Source organism: Paraburkholderia mimosarum LMG 23256 = NBRC 106338 (genome assembly GCF_000739815.1).
Lineage (GTDB): Bacteria > Pseudomonadota > Gammaproteobacteria > Burkholderiales > Burkholderiaceae > Paraburkholderia > Paraburkholderia mimosarum.
In genome coordinates this window covers 1-15,871 of record NZ_BBJJ01000026.1, presented here as the reverse complement: position 1 = coordinate 15,871, position 15,871 = coordinate 1, and the positions used below count along the sequence as shown (strand labels likewise).

At 65.8% G+C, this 15,871-nt stretch carries 15 protein-coding genes; 10 read left to right on the top strand and 5 right to left on the bottom strand.

Translation table 11 applies throughout. The features are described 5' to 3' along the window. Positions 1–95: 95 nt before the first annotated feature. A complete protein-coding gene (locus tag BMI01S_RS19725) occupies positions 96–992 on the bottom strand; it encodes an EamA family transporter (RefSeq protein WP_028231443.1) in 897 nt (298 codons plus the stop codon). 214 nt (positions 993–1,206) lie between these two features. Here BMI01S_RS19725 and BMI01S_RS19720 point away from each other — a divergent pair, with 214 nt between their 5' ends. Together BMI01S_RS19720 and trxA are read left to right on the top strand one after the other, a co-directional pair. Beyond that, positions 1,207–2,088, top strand: a complete 882-nt coding sequence (locus tag BMI01S_RS19720; protein ID WP_028231442.1) for a pirin family protein — start codon at positions 1,207–1,209, stop codon at positions 2,086–2,088. Positions 2,089–2,221: 133 nt separating this feature from the next. Next, a complete protein-coding gene (gene trxA / locus BMI01S_RS19715) occupies positions 2,222–3,070 on the top strand; it encodes a thioredoxin (protein ID WP_028231441.1) in 849 nt (282 codons plus the stop codon). 65 nt (positions 3,071–3,135) lie between these two features. On the opposite strand, the gene BMI01S_RS19710 is transcribed toward trxA, so the two are convergent. Further along, positions 3,136–4,641: a mannose-1-phosphate guanylyltransferase/mannose-6-phosphate isomerase gene (locus BMI01S_RS19710; RefSeq protein ID WP_028231440.1), complete on the bottom strand. Its 1,506-nt coding sequence runs from the start codon at positions 4,639–4,641 to the stop codon at positions 3,136–3,138. A gap of 746 nt (positions 4,642–5,387) precedes the next feature. Between BMI01S_RS19710 and BMI01S_RS19705 the strand changes: the two genes are divergently transcribed. Then, positions 5,388–6,122 (top strand): Crp/Fnr family transcriptional regulator, encoded by a 735-nt coding sequence (locus BMI01S_RS19705; RefSeq protein WP_028231439.1) that lies wholly within the window; start codon positions 5,388–5,390, stop codon positions 6,120–6,122. A 96-nt stretch (positions 6,123–6,218) separates the two neighbouring features. Here the strand turns inward: BMI01S_RS19705 and tcdA are convergent, their stop codons facing one another. Further along, on the bottom strand, positions 6,219–7,091 hold the full coding sequence (tcdA, locus tag BMI01S_RS19700) for a tRNA cyclic N6-threonylcarbamoyladenosine(37) synthase TcdA (protein WP_028231438.1): 873 nt from the start codon (positions 7,089–7,091) through the stop codon (positions 6,219–6,221). 175 nt (positions 7,092–7,266) lie between these two features. On the opposite strand from tcdA, the gene pdxH reads away from it, so the two are divergent. The 3 genes from pdxH (at position 7,267) to BMI01S_RS19685 (ending at position 10,913) form a co-directional block, all read left to right on the top strand. Beyond that, entirely contained in the window at positions 7,267–7,902 is a 636-nt protein-coding gene (pdxH, locus tag BMI01S_RS19695; RefSeq protein WP_028209523.1) for a pyridoxamine 5'-phosphate oxidase, read from the top strand. A 203-nt stretch (positions 7,903–8,105) separates the two neighbouring features. Continuing rightward, a complete protein-coding gene (locus tag BMI01S_RS19690) occupies positions 8,106–9,320 on the top strand; it encodes an SAM-dependent methyltransferase (RefSeq protein ID WP_028231437.1) in 1,215 nt (404 codons plus the stop codon). Between the two features lie 123 nt (positions 9,321–9,443). Beyond that, positions 9,444–10,913, top strand: a complete 1,470-nt coding sequence (locus BMI01S_RS19685; RefSeq protein WP_081723458.1) for a DUF72 domain-containing protein — start codon at positions 9,444–9,446, stop codon at positions 10,911–10,913. 44 nt (positions 10,914–10,957) lie between these two features. Here the strand turns inward: BMI01S_RS19685 and msrA are convergent, their stop codons facing one another. Beyond that, a complete protein-coding gene (gene msrA, locus BMI01S_RS19680; protein WP_028231436.1) occupies positions 10,958–11,506 on the bottom strand; it encodes a peptide-methionine (S)-S-oxide reductase MsrA in 549 nt (182 codons plus the stop codon). A gap of 180 nt (positions 11,507–11,686) precedes the next feature. Between msrA and BMI01S_RS19675 the strand changes: the two genes are divergently transcribed. Continuing rightward, complete coding sequence (locus tag BMI01S_RS19675; protein WP_028209520.1) at positions 11,687–12,199, top strand: flavin reductase family protein; 513 nt, start codon at positions 11,687–11,689, stop codon at positions 12,197–12,199. 60 nt (positions 12,200–12,259) lie between these two features. On the opposite strand, the gene BMI01S_RS19670 is transcribed toward BMI01S_RS19675, so the two are convergent. Next, the gene (locus BMI01S_RS19670; protein ID WP_028209519.1) at positions 12,260–12,766 is read right to left on the bottom strand and encodes an Lrp/AsnC family transcriptional regulator; all 507 of its coding nucleotides are present in this window, start codon (positions 12,764–12,766) and stop codon (positions 12,260–12,262) included. Positions 12,767–12,905: 139 nt separating this feature from the next. Between BMI01S_RS19670 and kynB the strand changes: the two genes are divergently transcribed. The 3 genes from kynB to kynA are packed head-to-tail and all read left to right on the top strand — an operon-like array spanning position 12,906 to position 15,812. Then, positions 12,906–13,550 carry an arylformamidase gene (gene kynB, locus BMI01S_RS19665; RefSeq protein ID WP_028231435.1) on the top strand — a complete coding sequence of 215 codons (645 nt, stop codon included), beginning with the start codon at positions 12,906–12,908 and terminating at the stop codon, positions 13,548–13,550. A 56-nt stretch (positions 13,551–13,606) separates the two neighbouring features. After that, on the top strand, positions 13,607–14,857 hold the full coding sequence (kynU, locus tag BMI01S_RS19660) for a kynureninase (protein WP_028231434.1): 1,251 nt from the start codon (positions 13,607–13,609) through the stop codon (positions 14,855–14,857). A gap of 10 nt (positions 14,858–14,867) precedes the next feature. After that, positions 14,868–15,812 (top strand): tryptophan 2,3-dioxygenase, encoded by a 945-nt coding sequence (gene kynA, locus BMI01S_RS19655; RefSeq protein WP_028231433.1) that lies wholly within the window; start codon positions 14,868–14,870, stop codon positions 15,810–15,812. Positions 15,813–15,871 lie beyond the last annotated feature (59 nt).

Genomic DNA, 15,871 nt, shown 5'->3' with positions numbered 1-15,871 from the left:
CTGCGCGGCGTTGTCATTTGGCGCTAAGGGATTCCGGGTTCAATCGTGGATTCAACGGGATTCAAACCGGGTTCGGAACGGGATGGCGAGCCGGCTCAGGAGCGCGCGTCGGCAACCCGCTGCTTGACCCACCCGCCAAACACATTGACGGCGAGGCCGCCCATCACGAGCACGGCGCCGCCGATCTCGGCGGCCGTGAGACGCTCGCCGAGCAGGAGCGATGCCGAGGCCAGCCCGACGATGGGCACGAGCAGCGAAAATGGCGCCACCTGGCTGGCCGGATATTTCGAGAGCAGGCGGCTCCACAGGCTATAACCGAGCAACGTGGCGACGAACGCAAGATAGACGATCGCGCCCACCGAAGTCATGCCGATGCCCGCGAGCGCCTGCCCGATGCGCTGCGGCCCCTCCATCCAGTACGAAAGCAGCAGGAACGGCAACGGCGGTACGAGGCTTCCCCACACCACGAGGCCGACGAGATCCACCTTGCCCACCTTCTTCGTGATGATATTGCCGAGCGCCCACATGCAGGCCGCGCACAGCGTGAGCAGGAAGCCGGCGATGGTCATGCCTTGCGCGGCGGCCCCGGTCGATTCCAGGCCGATCAGCGCGAGGCCGGCAGCCGCGGTCAGCAGTCCGATCACGTTCTGCGCGTGAAAGCGTTCGTGGAGGAAGAGCGCCGCGAAGCCGAGCGTGAAGAACGCCTGCGCCTGCAGCACGACCGAGGCGAGCCCCGCGGGCATGCCCACGTACATCGCCGTGAAGAGGAACGCGAACTGGCCGAGCGAGATAGTCGCGCCGTAGGCGATCAACCAGCGCAGCGGCATTTTCGGACGCTTCACGAACAGCACCGTCGGAAAGGCCGCCAGCATGAAGCGCAGCGCGCCGAGCAGAAGCGGCGGCACGCCGTGCAGCCCCACCTTGATCACCACGAAATTCACACCCCAAGCCAGCACCACCACCATCGCGAGCAACAAGTCCTTCGGCGACATCCCTGCTCCTCCTGTTACGTCGACCCTTGCGAAACGAGTCAGCAATGTTACCGCCTCGTCGCGAGGGGCGCCGCGGCGCCAACGCCTTAGCCACACGTCGGTAGGGCCGGCGTTAGAATGAGCGCCAACCTGCCTCACGCGCTGCCTGCGCGTCGATTTCCCCAACACCGATTCGCCAACACCATTACGCCGTACGACCCATCAAGGAAGCCTCATGTCCTCATCGATCAAAGCGGTTCTCAAGCCTCATCAACGCGACATCGGCAATCTCTATGTGCGGCGCGTGCTGCCCGCGCTCGCGGCACGGCTCGTCGGCCCGTTCATCTTCTTCGATCACATGGGCCCCGCCACGCTCGCGCCGGGGTCGGGCGTCGACGTGCGTCCCCATCCGCATATCGGCCTTGCCACAGTCACGTACCTGTTCGACGGGGCGTTGATGCATCGCGACAGCATCGGTTCCAGCCAGAAGATCGTCCCCGGCGACGTGAACTGGATGACGGCCGGGCGCGGCATCGTCCACTCCGAGCGCACGCCCGACGAGGACCGCCCCACCGGCCTCGTCATGCACGGCATCCAGACCTGGGTCGCGCTGCCGCTCGATCACGAAGACGCGGAACCGTCGTTCTTCCATCACGCCGCCGCGACGCTGCCCGAGATCGAGCGCAACGGCGTGTCCATACGGGTGATCGCGGGCTCGGCGTTCGGAGCGACTTCGCCGGTGGAGACGTTCTCCGGCACGCTCTACGTGGCAGCAGATTTCACGCCGGGCAGCGCGCTCGCGCTCGACGCGGAGCATGAAGAGCGCGGCGTCTACCTCGTGGAAGGCGACCTCGCCGTCGACGGCACGCCGCTCGAGCAGCACACGATGGCCGTGCTGGTGCCCGGCGAGACCGTCACGCTGTCGAGCGCGGGCGGGGCACGGGTGATGCTTCTCGGCGGGGAGAAGCTCGAAGGCGAGCGCTTCATCGAATGGAATTTCGTGGCAAGCTCGCGCGAAAAGATCGAAGCCGCCAAGGCGGCATGGACGCGCCAGGAAATGGGGCATGTCCCCGGCGAAACGGAATGGATTCCGCTGCCGGAGAAGAAGCCGCGCTGAAGGTACCGGCTGGTGCCCGCCGGTGCCGCTGGTTGCCGGTGGTTGCCGGTGAATTGGCCGCAAAAGTCGCCGATTGAAATCCCGGCGTTTCGTCCCCAACTACCGACATGACGGATTTCTCAACGAGGACGCAATGGACACCACTCTCGCCACTTTCGAAAAAGACGTGATCGAAGCGTCGGCGCTGGCGCCGGTGCTCGTCGACTTCTGGGCGCCCTGGTGCGGCCCTTGCAAAAGCCTTGGCCCGATGCTCGAAAAGCTCGAGGCCGAATACGCGGGCAAGTGGAAGCTCGTGAAGGTGAATGTCGACGAAAACCAGGAGCTAGCCGCGCATTTCGGCGTACGCAGCATCCCGCACGTCGTGGCCTTCGCGGATCGCCAGGCGGTCGACCAGTTCGTGGGCGTGCTGCCGGAAGGCCAGCTGCGCCAGTTCCTCGACGGCCTGATCCCCGACGGCGCCGAAGCCGCGCGCCAAGCCGCGCAGGAAGCGCTGGCCGAGGGCCGCCGCGACGAAGCCTATGAAGCGCTGCAGGCCGCGCTCGCCTTCGATCCGGGCAACGATGACGTGCGTATGGATCTGATCGAGATGCTGCTCGCCGACAACCGCAGCGACGACGCGCAAAAGGAAGTCGAACTGCTCTCGCCGAGGACCACGCAGGGTATCGATGCGCGCTTCAACGCGATCAAGACGCGCCTCGACGCGCTCGACGCCGCCGCGGACCTGCCTCCCACCGACGCGCTCGAGGCCCAGGTGGCCGCCAACCCCGGCGATCTCGAAGCGCGCTTCGATCTGGCGAACGCGCTGATCGCGCGTCGCAAGTACGCGGGCGCGCTCGAGCATCTGCTGGAGATCGTCAAGCGCGACCGCGCGTTCCGCGACGACGTGGGCCGCAGGACCATGCTCTCCGTATTCGACCTCGCGGCGCACCAGCCGCAGCTCGTGAGCGAGTGGCGCCGCAAGCTGAGTGCGACGTTGAATTGATTTTGCGCGCGCAGAGGACGCAGCGCGCGCCCTCCGCATTGCGTGCTCGTCTTGCGCTCAGCCGGCTATGCCAGAACGCGACCGTACTGATCGTCGAAACGCACGATGTCGTCTTCGCCGAGATAGCAACCCGACTGCACCTCGATGATCTCGAGCGCCGTCTTGCCCGGATTCTCCAGCCGGTGCGTCATGCCAAGCGGGATATAGGTCGATTCGTTTTCGGAAAGCAGGAGCACCTCGTCGCCGCGCGTCACGCGCGCCGTGCCGCGCACCACGGTCCAGTGCTCCGCGCGGTGGTGATGCATCTGCAGTGAGAGCCGACCACCCGGCTTCACAACGATGCGCTTGACCTGAAAGCGCTCGCCTTGATCGACCGAGTCGTACCAGCCCCAAGGGCGCTCCACGCGCCGGTGCTGGCGCGCCACCTCGCTGTGCTGCGCCTTCAGTCTGGCGACCACCGCCTTGACGTCCTGTACGCGGTCCTTCGCGACAACGAGCACAGCATCCGCCGTCTCCACGACCACCATGCTCCGCACGCCCACGCAAGCAACGAGCCGGCCATCCGAGTGCGCAAAGGTATCCGCCGCGTCTTCGAAGAGTACGTGCCCCCGCGCGACGTTGCCGTTCTCATCCTTCTCCGAGACCTGCCAGAGTGCATCCCACGCCCCGACATCTGACCAGCCCGAACGAAGCGGCACGACCACGCCCGCGAGCCGCGCATTCACGCCGACCGACTCCATCACAGCGTAGTCGATCGAATCGGACGGACAGGCAGCGAGCGCATCGCGGTCCAAATGAACGGTGCCGTCGGCGTCGAAAACCGCGCGTTCGAAAGCCGCCGCGCACTGCGCCGCGATGAGTGGCCTGCTGTGTGCGATCGCCCCGAGCCAGACCGATGCACGCACAACGAAAATGCCACTGTTCCAAAGATAATTGCCCGATTCGACATAGCTCGCCGCGCGCGCCGCATCGGGCTTCTCCACAAAATGCTCGATGCTTCGCGCCCCGCTGCTGCCAAGCGGCAAGCCTGCGCCGATGTAGCCGTAGCCCGTTTCGGCACGCTGCGGCGGCACGCCGAGCGTGACAATGGCGCCGCGGGCTGCATGGATCACGGCTTCTTCGAGGGCGGCGGCGAACGCGGCGCCATCGGCAATCAGGTGGTCAGCTGGCGTGACAACCAGCACGGGATCGCCGTCAGCGCTCGCGGCAAGCGCGACCGCCGTCAATGCGGGCGCCGTGTTTCGCGCGAGCGGTTCCAGCACGAAGCGTGCAGGCAAGCCGCTACGCCCAAGACGGTCCGCGGTCAGATGGCGTAGGTCCTCGCTGCTCACGACAAAGGGCGCAATTTTCCGAACCTGTGTGTGCATTTCGGAAGGCGTGGCGCCGGCGCACTGGAACACGCCATCGAGGCGCCGCACGGTCGCCTCGAGAAGCGACTTGCCGTCGAGCAGATCGATCAGCTGCTTTGGACAGTGTTCGCGCGAAAGCGGCCATAGCCGCGTGCCGGATCCACCCGCCAGCACGACGGGCTGAACGATCAGCTCGGCTTCACCTTTGTCGAACGCGGCCATCAGGCCAGCAGACGTCACATCGTTGTTCATTCGAGTCGCTCCCGCAGCAATTCGCCTGGCCGTTGTTGAGTCGGGTACGGTTAGCATTTGAACAAGCCGCATCAGGCGAATCTGTTCGCGCAACCACATTGATTGCAGCGACCGCCACGAACTTTTTCTGGCCATTGGTGGCTCAGCCGTCGTTATGTGCGGCAACGCACGATGTGCGAATGCGGCAGCGCGACGTGATGTTTCACATCCGAACGTTTCTGTGAGAGTTGTCTGCGAAGCCCCAACAGAACTGAACCGAATCCGCGCCACCTCAGAGGCCATCGTGCAATGTCTTCACGGCCGTCGCTCGACGATGTTTCAGGGAGGACTCATTTCCGCTCTCCCGCATATAGAACGAAAAAATCGCACGAAATCAAAGAGTTAGACAAAACAAACTTCGGTGACTTCACAAGTACCGCGGCGCGGAGGCAGTACAAAACTGAAACAATAAATGCGGCATTGCGTCGCTTCCGAAATAGCTATCACCTCGCCAAGCCGCACGCGTCCTCACTTTCGCCGTTGCTGGCACAAGCCCTGCTAAGTAGAGCTGGCCACCGAGGCGCGGACGCCGACAAACGAGATCGCCAAACGCTACGGGGCTTATGGGGCCGGCGCAACGAACGAATAGCCGTACGGGTAGCGGCGATAACAAGAAGTTCGGCGACCGGAATCACAAAGAACAGGTGGCGGCGCGCCGCTTCACGCGAGGACCAATCATGTTGACCCTTCAATCCGATCTGCACGGCAACCATTTGCTGGGCGCGCTCCCGTCCAACGAGTGGCAGGCATTGGCGCCGCATCTCGAGCTCGTTCAACTGCGCACTGAACAACTCCTCTGCGACTGCGGCCAGCGCATTCATCACGTGTACTTTCCGACGACGGCCGTCATCTCGATGCTCTCAACCATGGAAGACGGCAGCTCCGTCGAAATTGCAGCCGTGGGCCGTGAAGGCATGACCGGCGTGCCGGTGCTGACCGGGGGCGAAACCATGCCGAACCGCGTGCAGGTGCAAAGCTCCGGCTTCGCCTATCGCATCAGCGCACACGCGCTCAAGCAACAGTTCGCGCGCTCGGACCTCCTGCGCCGCATCACGCTCCTTTACATGCATGCCCTTCTCACCCAGGTCGCGCAAACGGCCGCCTGCAACCGTCATCATTCGCTGAGCAAGCAGTTGTGTCGCTGGCTGCTGATCGAAGTGGACCGCGTCGACTCGAACGACCTGACCGTGACGCAGCAACTGATCGCCGACATGCTCGGCGTGCGCCGGGAAGGGGTCACGGAAGCGGCCGGTAAGCTCCACGACGAAGGCCTGATCCATCACAGCCGCGGCAAGATTCGCGTGCTCGACCGCACGCGCCTCGAAGCGCGCGCCTGCGAATGCTACGGCCTCGTGCGCCGCGAATTCGATCGCCTGCTTCCGCGCCTGCACGAAGCGGAAGCCGTCGAATAAGCCGGCTGGTGCCGGGCTCGTCCGCCAGCCCGGTTTCCCCGGCTACACCAAAGCGTGCCTCGCGAGGCACGCTTTGTCCGTCCCCGCCGCCCGGCGTCAGCGCACCACGGCGCGATGCGCCAACGCCCGCAGCACATACGACGCCGCCGCGAAACCAAAGCTCGCGGTCACGCACACGCTGGAGCCAAAGCCTGCGCAGTTCAATCCAACCGGCCCATGATGTCCCGGCGACGTACTCACGTGCTCGGCCTCGGGATCGATATCGCACACGGCGGCTTCGGGATAGATGAGCGGTTCGTCCGAATACACCGCACTCACCTTGAACCTGGCCTTCGGCCCGCGCGGAAAGCCATGCTGCTTGCGCAACTGGCCGCGCACCTTGGAGAGCAGCGGATCCTGGATCGTGAGCGCGAGGTCGTCGATGCGGATGCGCGTGGGGTCGAGCTGCCCGCCCGCGCCGCCCACCGTGATGAGGGGCACCCGATGCTCGACGCACCAGGCGATCAGCGCGGTCTTGGTCCGCACGCTGTCGATGGCGTCGATCACATAGTCGAAGCCGCCGCCGAGCAACGCCTGGAAGTTCGACGGCTCCACGAAATCCTCGACGAGCCGCACATCGCACGCCGGATCGATGAGCTTGATACGCTCGGCCATGGCCTCGACCTTCGGCTTGCCGTAGTTGCCGTCGAGCGCATGGATCTGGCGGTTGGTGTTGCTCTCGGCCACGTTGTCGAGGTCGATGAGCGTGAGCTTGCCGATCGCGCTGCGCGCGAGCGCCTCGGCCGCCCACGAGCCCACGCCGCCAATGCCGATCACGGCAATGTGGGCGCGCTCGAACGCGTCGAGCGCCGGTGCGCCATAAAGCCGCGCGATTCCGCCGAATCGGCGGGCCCGGTCGGCAACATCGGCGGCAGGGCTCGCGGTAAGATCGTCGGAGCCGGCGGCGGGGGAAAGCGGAGTAAGGGTCATGACAGTTGGCAATCGTGAGCGGACCGGCCGCGCACGGCGCGCAGCAGTCCTCGCAAGACCCGTATTTTGCCTGATCGCGCCCGCTGGGCCACCCTGAGGCCCGGCGCGCCCTGCCTCGCCGCCTGTTCGTTTCATGCCGGTTATACTCGTCCCCACTGAAGCATCCGCATAAAAGATGACAACCCTCGCCGATCTCCGCAAGAACTACTCGCTCGGCTCGCTCGACGTCGCCGACGTCGATCCCGATCCGATTCGCCAGTTCCAGACCTGGTTCGCCCAGGCGCTCGACGCGAAGCTGCCCGAGCCCAACGCCATGACGGTCGCAACGGTCGACGAAGCGGGCCGCCCCGCCGCCCGCATCCTGCTCATCAAGGGCGTGGACGAGCGCGGCTTCGTGTTCTTCACGAACTACGAGAGCCGCAAGGGCCGCGAGCTGGCCGCGAATCCGCATGCGGCACTACTCTTCTACTGGATCGAACTGGAGCGGCAGGTGCGTATCGAGGGCAAGGTCGAGCTCACGAGCGCCCAGGAAAGCGACGCCTATTTCAACTCGCGCCCGCTCGGCTCGCGCATCGGCGCGTGGGCCTCGGACCAGAGCACGGTGATCGCGAACCGCGAGGCGCTCGAAGCGCGCGAGCGCGAGATCGCCGCGCAATATGGCGAAGCGCCGCCGCGCCCGCCGCACTGGGGCGGCTACCGGCTCGTGCCGAGCGCCATCGAGTTCTGGCAAGGCCGGCCCTCGCGGCTGCACGACCGCATCCACTACGTTCGGGACGGCGCGCTCTGGCGCATCGAACGTCTCGCGCCCTGAGCGCATGCGCGCGGCGTCGCACACGCGCGCCGCGCGACGGGGTTTTCGTCTCACCCTCGTGGGTAGCTGGCTTTTGCTACATCGCTGTTGCCACAACCCTGCTGCAAAAAACGCTGTTGCCAGACGCCGTTGCCAGATATCAAGCATCGCAATTCGCTTTTGTCATTGGGCTTCAACCGTTCATCTGACATGGAGAGAAACGCATGTTCTGGGAGAAGAAACTCGCACAGTGGGTAGAAGAAGTACGCAACCGGGCCGATCTGCCCGCCCGCCTCGTCCTGTGGAGCGGCCAGCAGTACGATTTCGGCCACTTCGCCGCGCCGCAGGTCACGCTCAAGGTCAATAGCGCGGCGGCGCTGCCGCTCCTCCTGGAGCCGAGCCTCGACAACCTCGGCGAGGCCTACGTGAAGGGCAAGATCGATATCGAGGGCAAGCTCGCCGACATCATCAACATCAGCTACTCGCTCGCGCGCAGCACCGTCACGAACGCCAGCAAGCTCGCGCGCGTGCGCCGCTACTTCACGCACTCGAAGTCCACGGACAAACGGGCCATCCAGTATCACTACGACGTCTCGAACGAGTTCTACAAGCTGTGGCTCGACGAGAACATGGTCTATTCGTGCGCGTATTTCGAAAACGGCGACGAAGATCTCGCCACCGCGCAGCTGAAGAAGATCGACCACATCCTCACCAAGATCCAGCTCGAGGAAGGCCAGACGCTGCTCGACATCGGCTGCGGATGGGGCGCGCTCGTGCTGCGCGCCGCGCAGAAGTTCGGCGCGCGCTGCGTGGGCGTAACGCTCTCGCAGAACCAGTTCGATCTCGCCACCGCGCGCGTGAAGGCCGCGGGCCTCCAAGACCGCATCGAGATCCGGCTGCAGGACTATCGCGACATACACGGCCAGTTCGACCGCATCACGAGCGTGGGCATGTTCGAGCACGTCGGGCGCAAGAATCTGCCGGGCTATTTCCGCAAGGTCCACGACCTGCTCGCCGACGACGGCGTCGCGATGAACCACGGCATCACCTCGTCGGACGCCGACTCGGGCGAAACGGCGCTCGGCGGCGGCGAGTTCATCGACCGCTACGTGTTCCCCGACGGCGAGCTGCCGCACATCGGCCTCGCGCTCGAAGCGGCGCAGCGCGGCGGCCTGGAGGCGGTTGACGTGGAGAGCCTGCGCCGTCACTATGCGCACACGCTCGATATCTGGGCAGAGAATTTCGAGGCGCGCGCCGAGGAAGCGAGAAAGCTCGTCGACGACGAGAAGTTCCGCATCTGGCGCGTTTATCTGGCGGGTTGCGCGTACGCGTTCGAGCACGACGACGTGTCGATCTTCCAGATCGTCTGCCGCAAGGCCGGCCGCAGCGCGAAAACGCTGCCGTGGTCGCGCCGGTATATGTACGAGAAGCCGCTCTGACGCAAGCGGCGCGGCGGCCCTCGCTCGCTGCGCCGCCCGCGATTCGACTGCCCGGCAGTTGAGCGTGGCACGAGCGGCTTCGCCCCTCGACCGCCATCACAACGCAAAGCGCGACGCAACTGCATGAACGAACGCGACGACGGCCGCGATCTGGGCCAGGATCTGGGCCACGGCGCGGGTCACGACCTGTTTGGCGATACGACGGGCGGCCCAGCCGGTGAAGGGCCGCGCGCGGCGGCGAACGATTCCGGCCGCGACGGCCTGTGCCAGGCGGCGCGCCGCATGGCGCGGACAACCGAAACGCGCGCCGAGCCGCAGCCCGATCTGTTCGGCTTTGCAGCACCCGCGCCCACGCCGAAGCCCGCCACGAAACGCCTCGCCCGCGCCACGGACGACGACGCCGAAATCGAAGAACGCGACGAAGGCGAGCCACAGCCACGCGGACCGCGCGCGAAACCGCCGAAGGAGCCCGCTGCCAACCCGGCCGCCCCTAAACGCCGCGGCCGCGGCCGCGGCGTGCTGCCTGCCGTGGCGACGCAAGACACGCTCGACACGGCCGCCGCGCTGCCCGCGAGCGTGCGCCTCGGCACCTCGTCGTGGTCGTTTCCGGGCTGGCGCGGCATCGTCTACGGCGACGATTACAGCCAGTCGAAGCTCGCGCGCGACGGCCTCTCGGCTTACGGGGCGCATCCGCTCCTGCGCTCGGTGAGCATCGACCGCTCGTTCTACGCGCCGCTCACCGTCACCGATTACTTGCGCTACGCGCAGCAGGTACCCGACTCCTTCCGCTTCATCGTGAAGGCGCCGGCGCTCGTCACCGACGCCAGCGTGCGCGGCGAGCGTGGCGAGCCCGTCTCGGCGAACCCATGCTTTCTCAACGCGGAGCTGGCCGCACGCGAGTTCGTCGAACCATGCCTCGCGGGCCTTGGGATCAAGGCGGGCGCGCTCGTGTTCCAGTTTCCGCCGCTGCCCGACCCGTTGCTCGCCGACCCGGCGGCCTTCGTCGAGCGCCTTGCGGCGTTTCTCGCCGCGTTGCCCCCGCTGCCCGAACCCGCCGAGGGCGTCGACGGCCCCTGCTATGCGGTCGAAATCCGCGACGCGATCCTCCTCACGCCACGCTTCGTGCGCATGCTGCGCGCCGCGGGCGTGCGCTATTGCGTGGGCCTGCATGCGCGCATGCCGGATCCGCTGCGCCAGGCCGCGGCGCTCGCGCTGATGGACGGCGAAACGCCCGCCGGGCCGCTGATCGTGCGCTGGAGCCTGCACAGCGGCTTCAAGTACGAGCAGGCGAAGGCGCGCTACGAGCCGTTCGACAAGCTCGTCGACGAAGACCCGCATACGTGCGTCACACTTGCCGAACTGGCTGCGCGCTACGCGATGGCGGGCCAGCCCGTGCTGATCACGACCAACAACAAGGCGGAGGGCTCGGCGCCGCTCACGTGCGCAAAGCTCGCGCGGGCGATTGCCGACGAGATGGAGCGCTTGCGCGGGGAAACGATGCTGGAAGCGACGAGCCCGCCAACGGTCGGACAGGCAGATGCGCCGGACGACGTGCAGCCCGGCGCACAGGAAGAGAAACGAGAAGACGGCTGACGCGCGCGGGATGCGAACAAAACCGCCCGCGCGCGGTTCGCCGCTTACTCTGGCTTGAGCCGGTGCGCGAACTTCTGCCGGAATTTCGCGACCTTCGGCGCGACCACGAACGAGCAATAGCCCTGGTTCGGGTGTTGGGCGAAGTAGTTCTGGTGATACGCCTCTGCGGGGAAATAGTTGCCGTCGAGCGGCAGCACCTGAGTGACGATCTTGCCGTCGTACACGCCCTCGGCGGCCAGCTCGCGGATCGCCTGTTCGGCCGTCTCGCGCTGCGCCTCGGAGTGCGTAAAGATCGCCGAGCGGTACTGCGTGCCCACGTCGTTGCCCTGGCGGTTCAGCTGTGTGGGGTCGTGAATCGCGAAGAAGATGTCGAGAATCTCGCGATAGCTGATCGTCGCGGGATCGAAGTCCACCTTCACGACCTCCGCGTGGCCGGTGTCGCCGTCGCAGACCTGCTCGTAGCCCGGGTTCGCCACGTGGCCGCCCGCGTAGCCCGACTCCACCGCGCTCACGCCATTCACGCGCAGATACACCGCCTCCAGGCACCAGAAGCATCCGCCGCCCAGGGTGGCCGTTTCGATTGACTGACTCATGCTGTTCGCTCCTTTGATCGTGAGTGCGGACACAATCGCGGACATCGCCGCGCGGTAGCCCGCGAGACCCGCCGTCCGCCGCTTCCGCTAAAATTGTGGCAATTCGCCGAATTTCCACATGACGTTGATTCCGACTTCCGCTCCCGCCGCCGCTCGCGCGCCCCGCGAGGGCCTGCGCCGATGACCCGCCACGCCAGCCCGCCCAATTTCGACGCCGCCGCGTTCCGCCGCGCGCTCGGCCAGTTCGCCACCGGCGTGACCGTGATCACGACGCGCGCCCCCGACGGCCAGCTTATCGGCATCACGGCCAGCTCGTTCAACTCGGTCTCGCTCGATCCGCCGCTCGTGCTGTGGAGCCTCGCCACGCGCTCGGCTTCCATGCCCGTGTTCCGCTCGAACAGCCATTATGTGATCAATGTGCTCGCCGCGTCGCAGCTCGACCTGTGCAAGCGCTTTGCGACCGTGAAGGGCGACCGCTTCGAGGGGGTTTCCCACGCGGCCGGCGACTCCGGCATGCCGGTGCTGGACGGCGCGATCGCATGGTTCGAGTGCCACAACCGCAGCCGCTACGACGAAGGCGACCACGTGATTTTCGTGGGCGAGGTGGAGCGCTGCGGCGTGCGCGAAGATGGCGACGACGCTTCGCCGCTCGTGTTCCACGGCGGCGCGTTTCACCAGATCCAGTCGCTCTGATCCGGCGCTTCGGGTAAGCCAAGGGCGCTCAGACACAGCGCCCGCCGCGCCCGCTCTACCCTATACCTGCGTGCTCTTGGGCTCGCGTTGCGCGATCAGATCCACGGGCACGCCCGCTTCCACCTTGAGCGTCGTGAGCACGATGTTCGAGCGGATGTCCATCACGCCCGGCGCCTTGTACAGCTTGTTGAGCACGAAGTCCGAGTAGTGCTTGAGGTTGTGCGCGAGCACCCGCAGCAAGTAGTGCGTCTCGCCCGTCACCACATAAGCCCCCACCACCTCCGGCCAGTCGCGTAGCGCCGTGACGAAGCGCTCGTGCCAGCTCTCCTGGTCGTTGCGCATCGACACCTGCACGAACGCCTCCATCTCGAAGCCGAGAATCTCGCGGTTCAGGCTGGCGCGGTAACGCTCCACCACGCCTTGCTCTTCCAGCAGCCGCAAACGGCGCAAACACGCCGACGGCGAGAGCGAAATGCGCTCCGCCAGATCGAGATTGCTGATCCGTCCCTCGTTCTGCAGCACGGCGAGAATACGGCAATCGGTAGCATCTAGCGAGATTGCGTTCATATTTGGTCTCCTTTCGCGGCTTGAGACAAATTATGTGCCAACAAAAGAAGTTTGCGGCGCTTTTTTCGCAAGCACATTTCGCGTGGGGTTGCCTATCATTCGAAGCATCAGGTGACAACGTACCCAAGACGCCTTTGACATGACACAGATCAAAGACATTTCCCCGCCGATTCGCCCCGAAACGCCCGTCTGGCCCGGCGATACGCCCGTTGGCATCGAGCGCGTGTGGCGCATGGAGGCCGGCTCGCCGGTCAACGTCGCGCGCGTGACGCTGTCGCCGCACACCGGCGCCCACACCGACGCGCCGCTCCATTACGACGCCGAAGGCGCGCCGATCGGCGCGGTGGCGCTCGAAACGTACATCGGCCCGTGCCGCGTGATTCATTGTGTAGGCGCCGCGCCGCTGGTGCTGCCCGAGCACGTGGAAGGCGCGCTGCAAGGCATCCCGCCGCGCGTGCTGCTGCGCACCTACGCGCACGCGCCGCTAGACCGCTGGGACAGCGCGTTTTGCGCGGTCGCCCCGCAAACCATCGATCTGCTCGCGGCTCACGGCGTGCGCCTCGTCGGCATCGACACGCCTTCGCTCGATCCGCAGGACTCGAAGACGATGGACGCGCATCACCGCATCCGCGCGCATCGCATGGCGATACTCGAAGGCGTCGTGCTCGACGAGATTGCGCCCGGCGACTACGAGCTCATCGCCTTGCCGCTGAAGTTCGCCACGCTCGATGCAAGCCCCGTGCGCGCCGTGCTGCGCGCGCTGCCATCGCCAGCCGCATCCTGAAGAGACGACCGAATCCCCGCTATCCCGCTCAATCCGCGAAACGAAGAAACGTAGACATGAACGACCGCAACGAAGCCCTGGCAGCCGATCGCGCCGATCCGCTCGCCGCCCTGCGCGAGCAATTCACGCTCGCCGCCGGCACCATCTATCTCGACGGCAACTCGCTCGGCGTGCCGCCCTCGGCCTCGGCCGCGCGGGCGCAAGCCGTGATCGGCGCCGAATGGGGCGAAGGCCTCATCCGCAGCTGGAACAGCGCGGGCTGGTTCGCCATGCCCAAGCGCCTCGGCAACAAGCTCGCGAAGCTGATCGGCGCGGCCGACGACGAAGTCGTCGTCACCGACACCATCTCGATCAACCTCTTCAAGGCGCTCTCCGCCGCGCTGCGCATGCAGAACGCGCGCGACCCGAAGCGCCGCGTGATCGTCTCCGAGCGCTCGAACTTCCCGAGCGACCTGTACATCGCGCAAGGGCTCATCGAGCAGCTCGACCGCGGCTACGAGCTGCGCCTCGTCGACGACGCTTCCGAACTGCGCGCCGCGATCCGCGAAGACGTGGCCGTGGCGATGATCACGCACGTGAACTACCGCACCGGCGAGATGCACGACATGCGCGCGCTCACCGAACACATTCACGCGCAGGGCGCGCTCGCGCTGTGGGATCTCGCGCATTCGGCCGGTGCCGTGCCCGTGGACCTGAACGGCGCGAACGCCGACTATGCCGTGGGCTGCACGTACAAGTACCTCAACGGCGGCCCCGGTTCGCCGGGCTTCGTGTGGGTGCCGAGGCGTCATCAGGATGCGTTCTCGCAGCCGCTCTCGGGCTGGTGGGGCCACAAGTCGCCGTTCGAGATGAATCCGGTCTATCGTCCGGACAACGGCATTGGCCGCTATCTGTGCGGCACGCAGCCGATCGTTTCGATGGCGCTCGTCGAATGCGGTCTCGACGTGTTCCTCCAAACCGACATGCAGGCCATCCGCCGCAAGTCGCTCGCGCTCACGGACTTCTTCATCGAACTCGTCGAAACGCGCTGCAAGGAATACGGCCTCACGCTCGTCACGCCGCGCGAGCACACGCAGCGCGGCTCGCATGTGAGCTTCGAGCATCCGCACGGCTACGAGGTAATGCAGGCGCTGATCGCGCGCGGCGTGATCGGCGATTATCGCGAGCCGCACGTGCTGCGCTTCGGCTTCACGCCGCTGTATCTGCGTTACGTCGATGTGTGGGACGCCGTGGAGACGCTGCGCGACGTGCTCGCCACCGAGTCCTGGCGCAAGCCCGAATTCGCCGAACGCGGCGCGGTGACCTGAGGAGCGGAACATGAACGATCACATGCAGATTCCCGGCATGCCCGACGCGGGCGAGACCACCACGACCGACAGCGCGGCACACGGCGGCTGCCCGTTCGGGCACGGTGCAGCGCCCGCTCCCGCGACGGCCGGGGGCGAAGGCTGGCACGACGCGCAACTCGACTTCTCGAAGTCGATGAGCTACGGCGACTATCTCGCGCTCGATGCCGTGCTCAACGCGCAGCATCCGCTCTCGCCCGATCACAACGAGATGCTGTTCATCGTGCAGCATCAGACGAGCGAGCTGTGGATGAAGCTCGCGCTCTACGAGCTGCGCGCGGCGCTCGCCAACGTGCATCGCGACGCGCTGCCGCCCGCGTTCAAGCAGCTCGCGCGCGTGTCGCGAATCATGGAGCAACTGGTGCAGGCGTGGAATGTCCTGTCGACGCTCACGCCTTCGGAGTACACGGCAATGCGGCCGTATCTGGGCGCTTCATCGGGCTTCCAGTCGTATCAGTACCGGCAGATCGAATTCCTGCTCGGCAACAAGAACGTGCAGATGCTCAAGCCGCACGAGCATCGGCCCGAGGTTCACGCGCAGGTGAAGGCGACGCTCGAAGCCCCTTCGTTCTACGACGAAGTGATCCGCCTGCTCGCGCGGCGCGGCTTCGCGATCGCGCCGGAGCGTCTCGCGCGCGACTGGACGCTGCCGACCGCGCACGACGCGACGGTCGAGGCGGCATGGTTCGAGGTCTACCGCAATCCTTCGCAGTACTGGGATTTGTACGAGATGGCCGAAGAGCTCGTCGATCTCGAAGACGCGTTCCGTCAATGGCGCTTCCGCCACGTGACGACGGTCGAGCGGATCATCGGCTTCAAGCAGGGCACGGGCGGTACGAACGGTGCGCCGTATCTGCGCAAGATGCTCGATATCGTGCTTTTCCCTGAGCTTTGGCACGTGCGCACGGTGCTGTAACGCAAAAGCCGCACACAAAGAAAAATCTATGGTCAGCCTGACTTTTGCAAGCGAGTCGA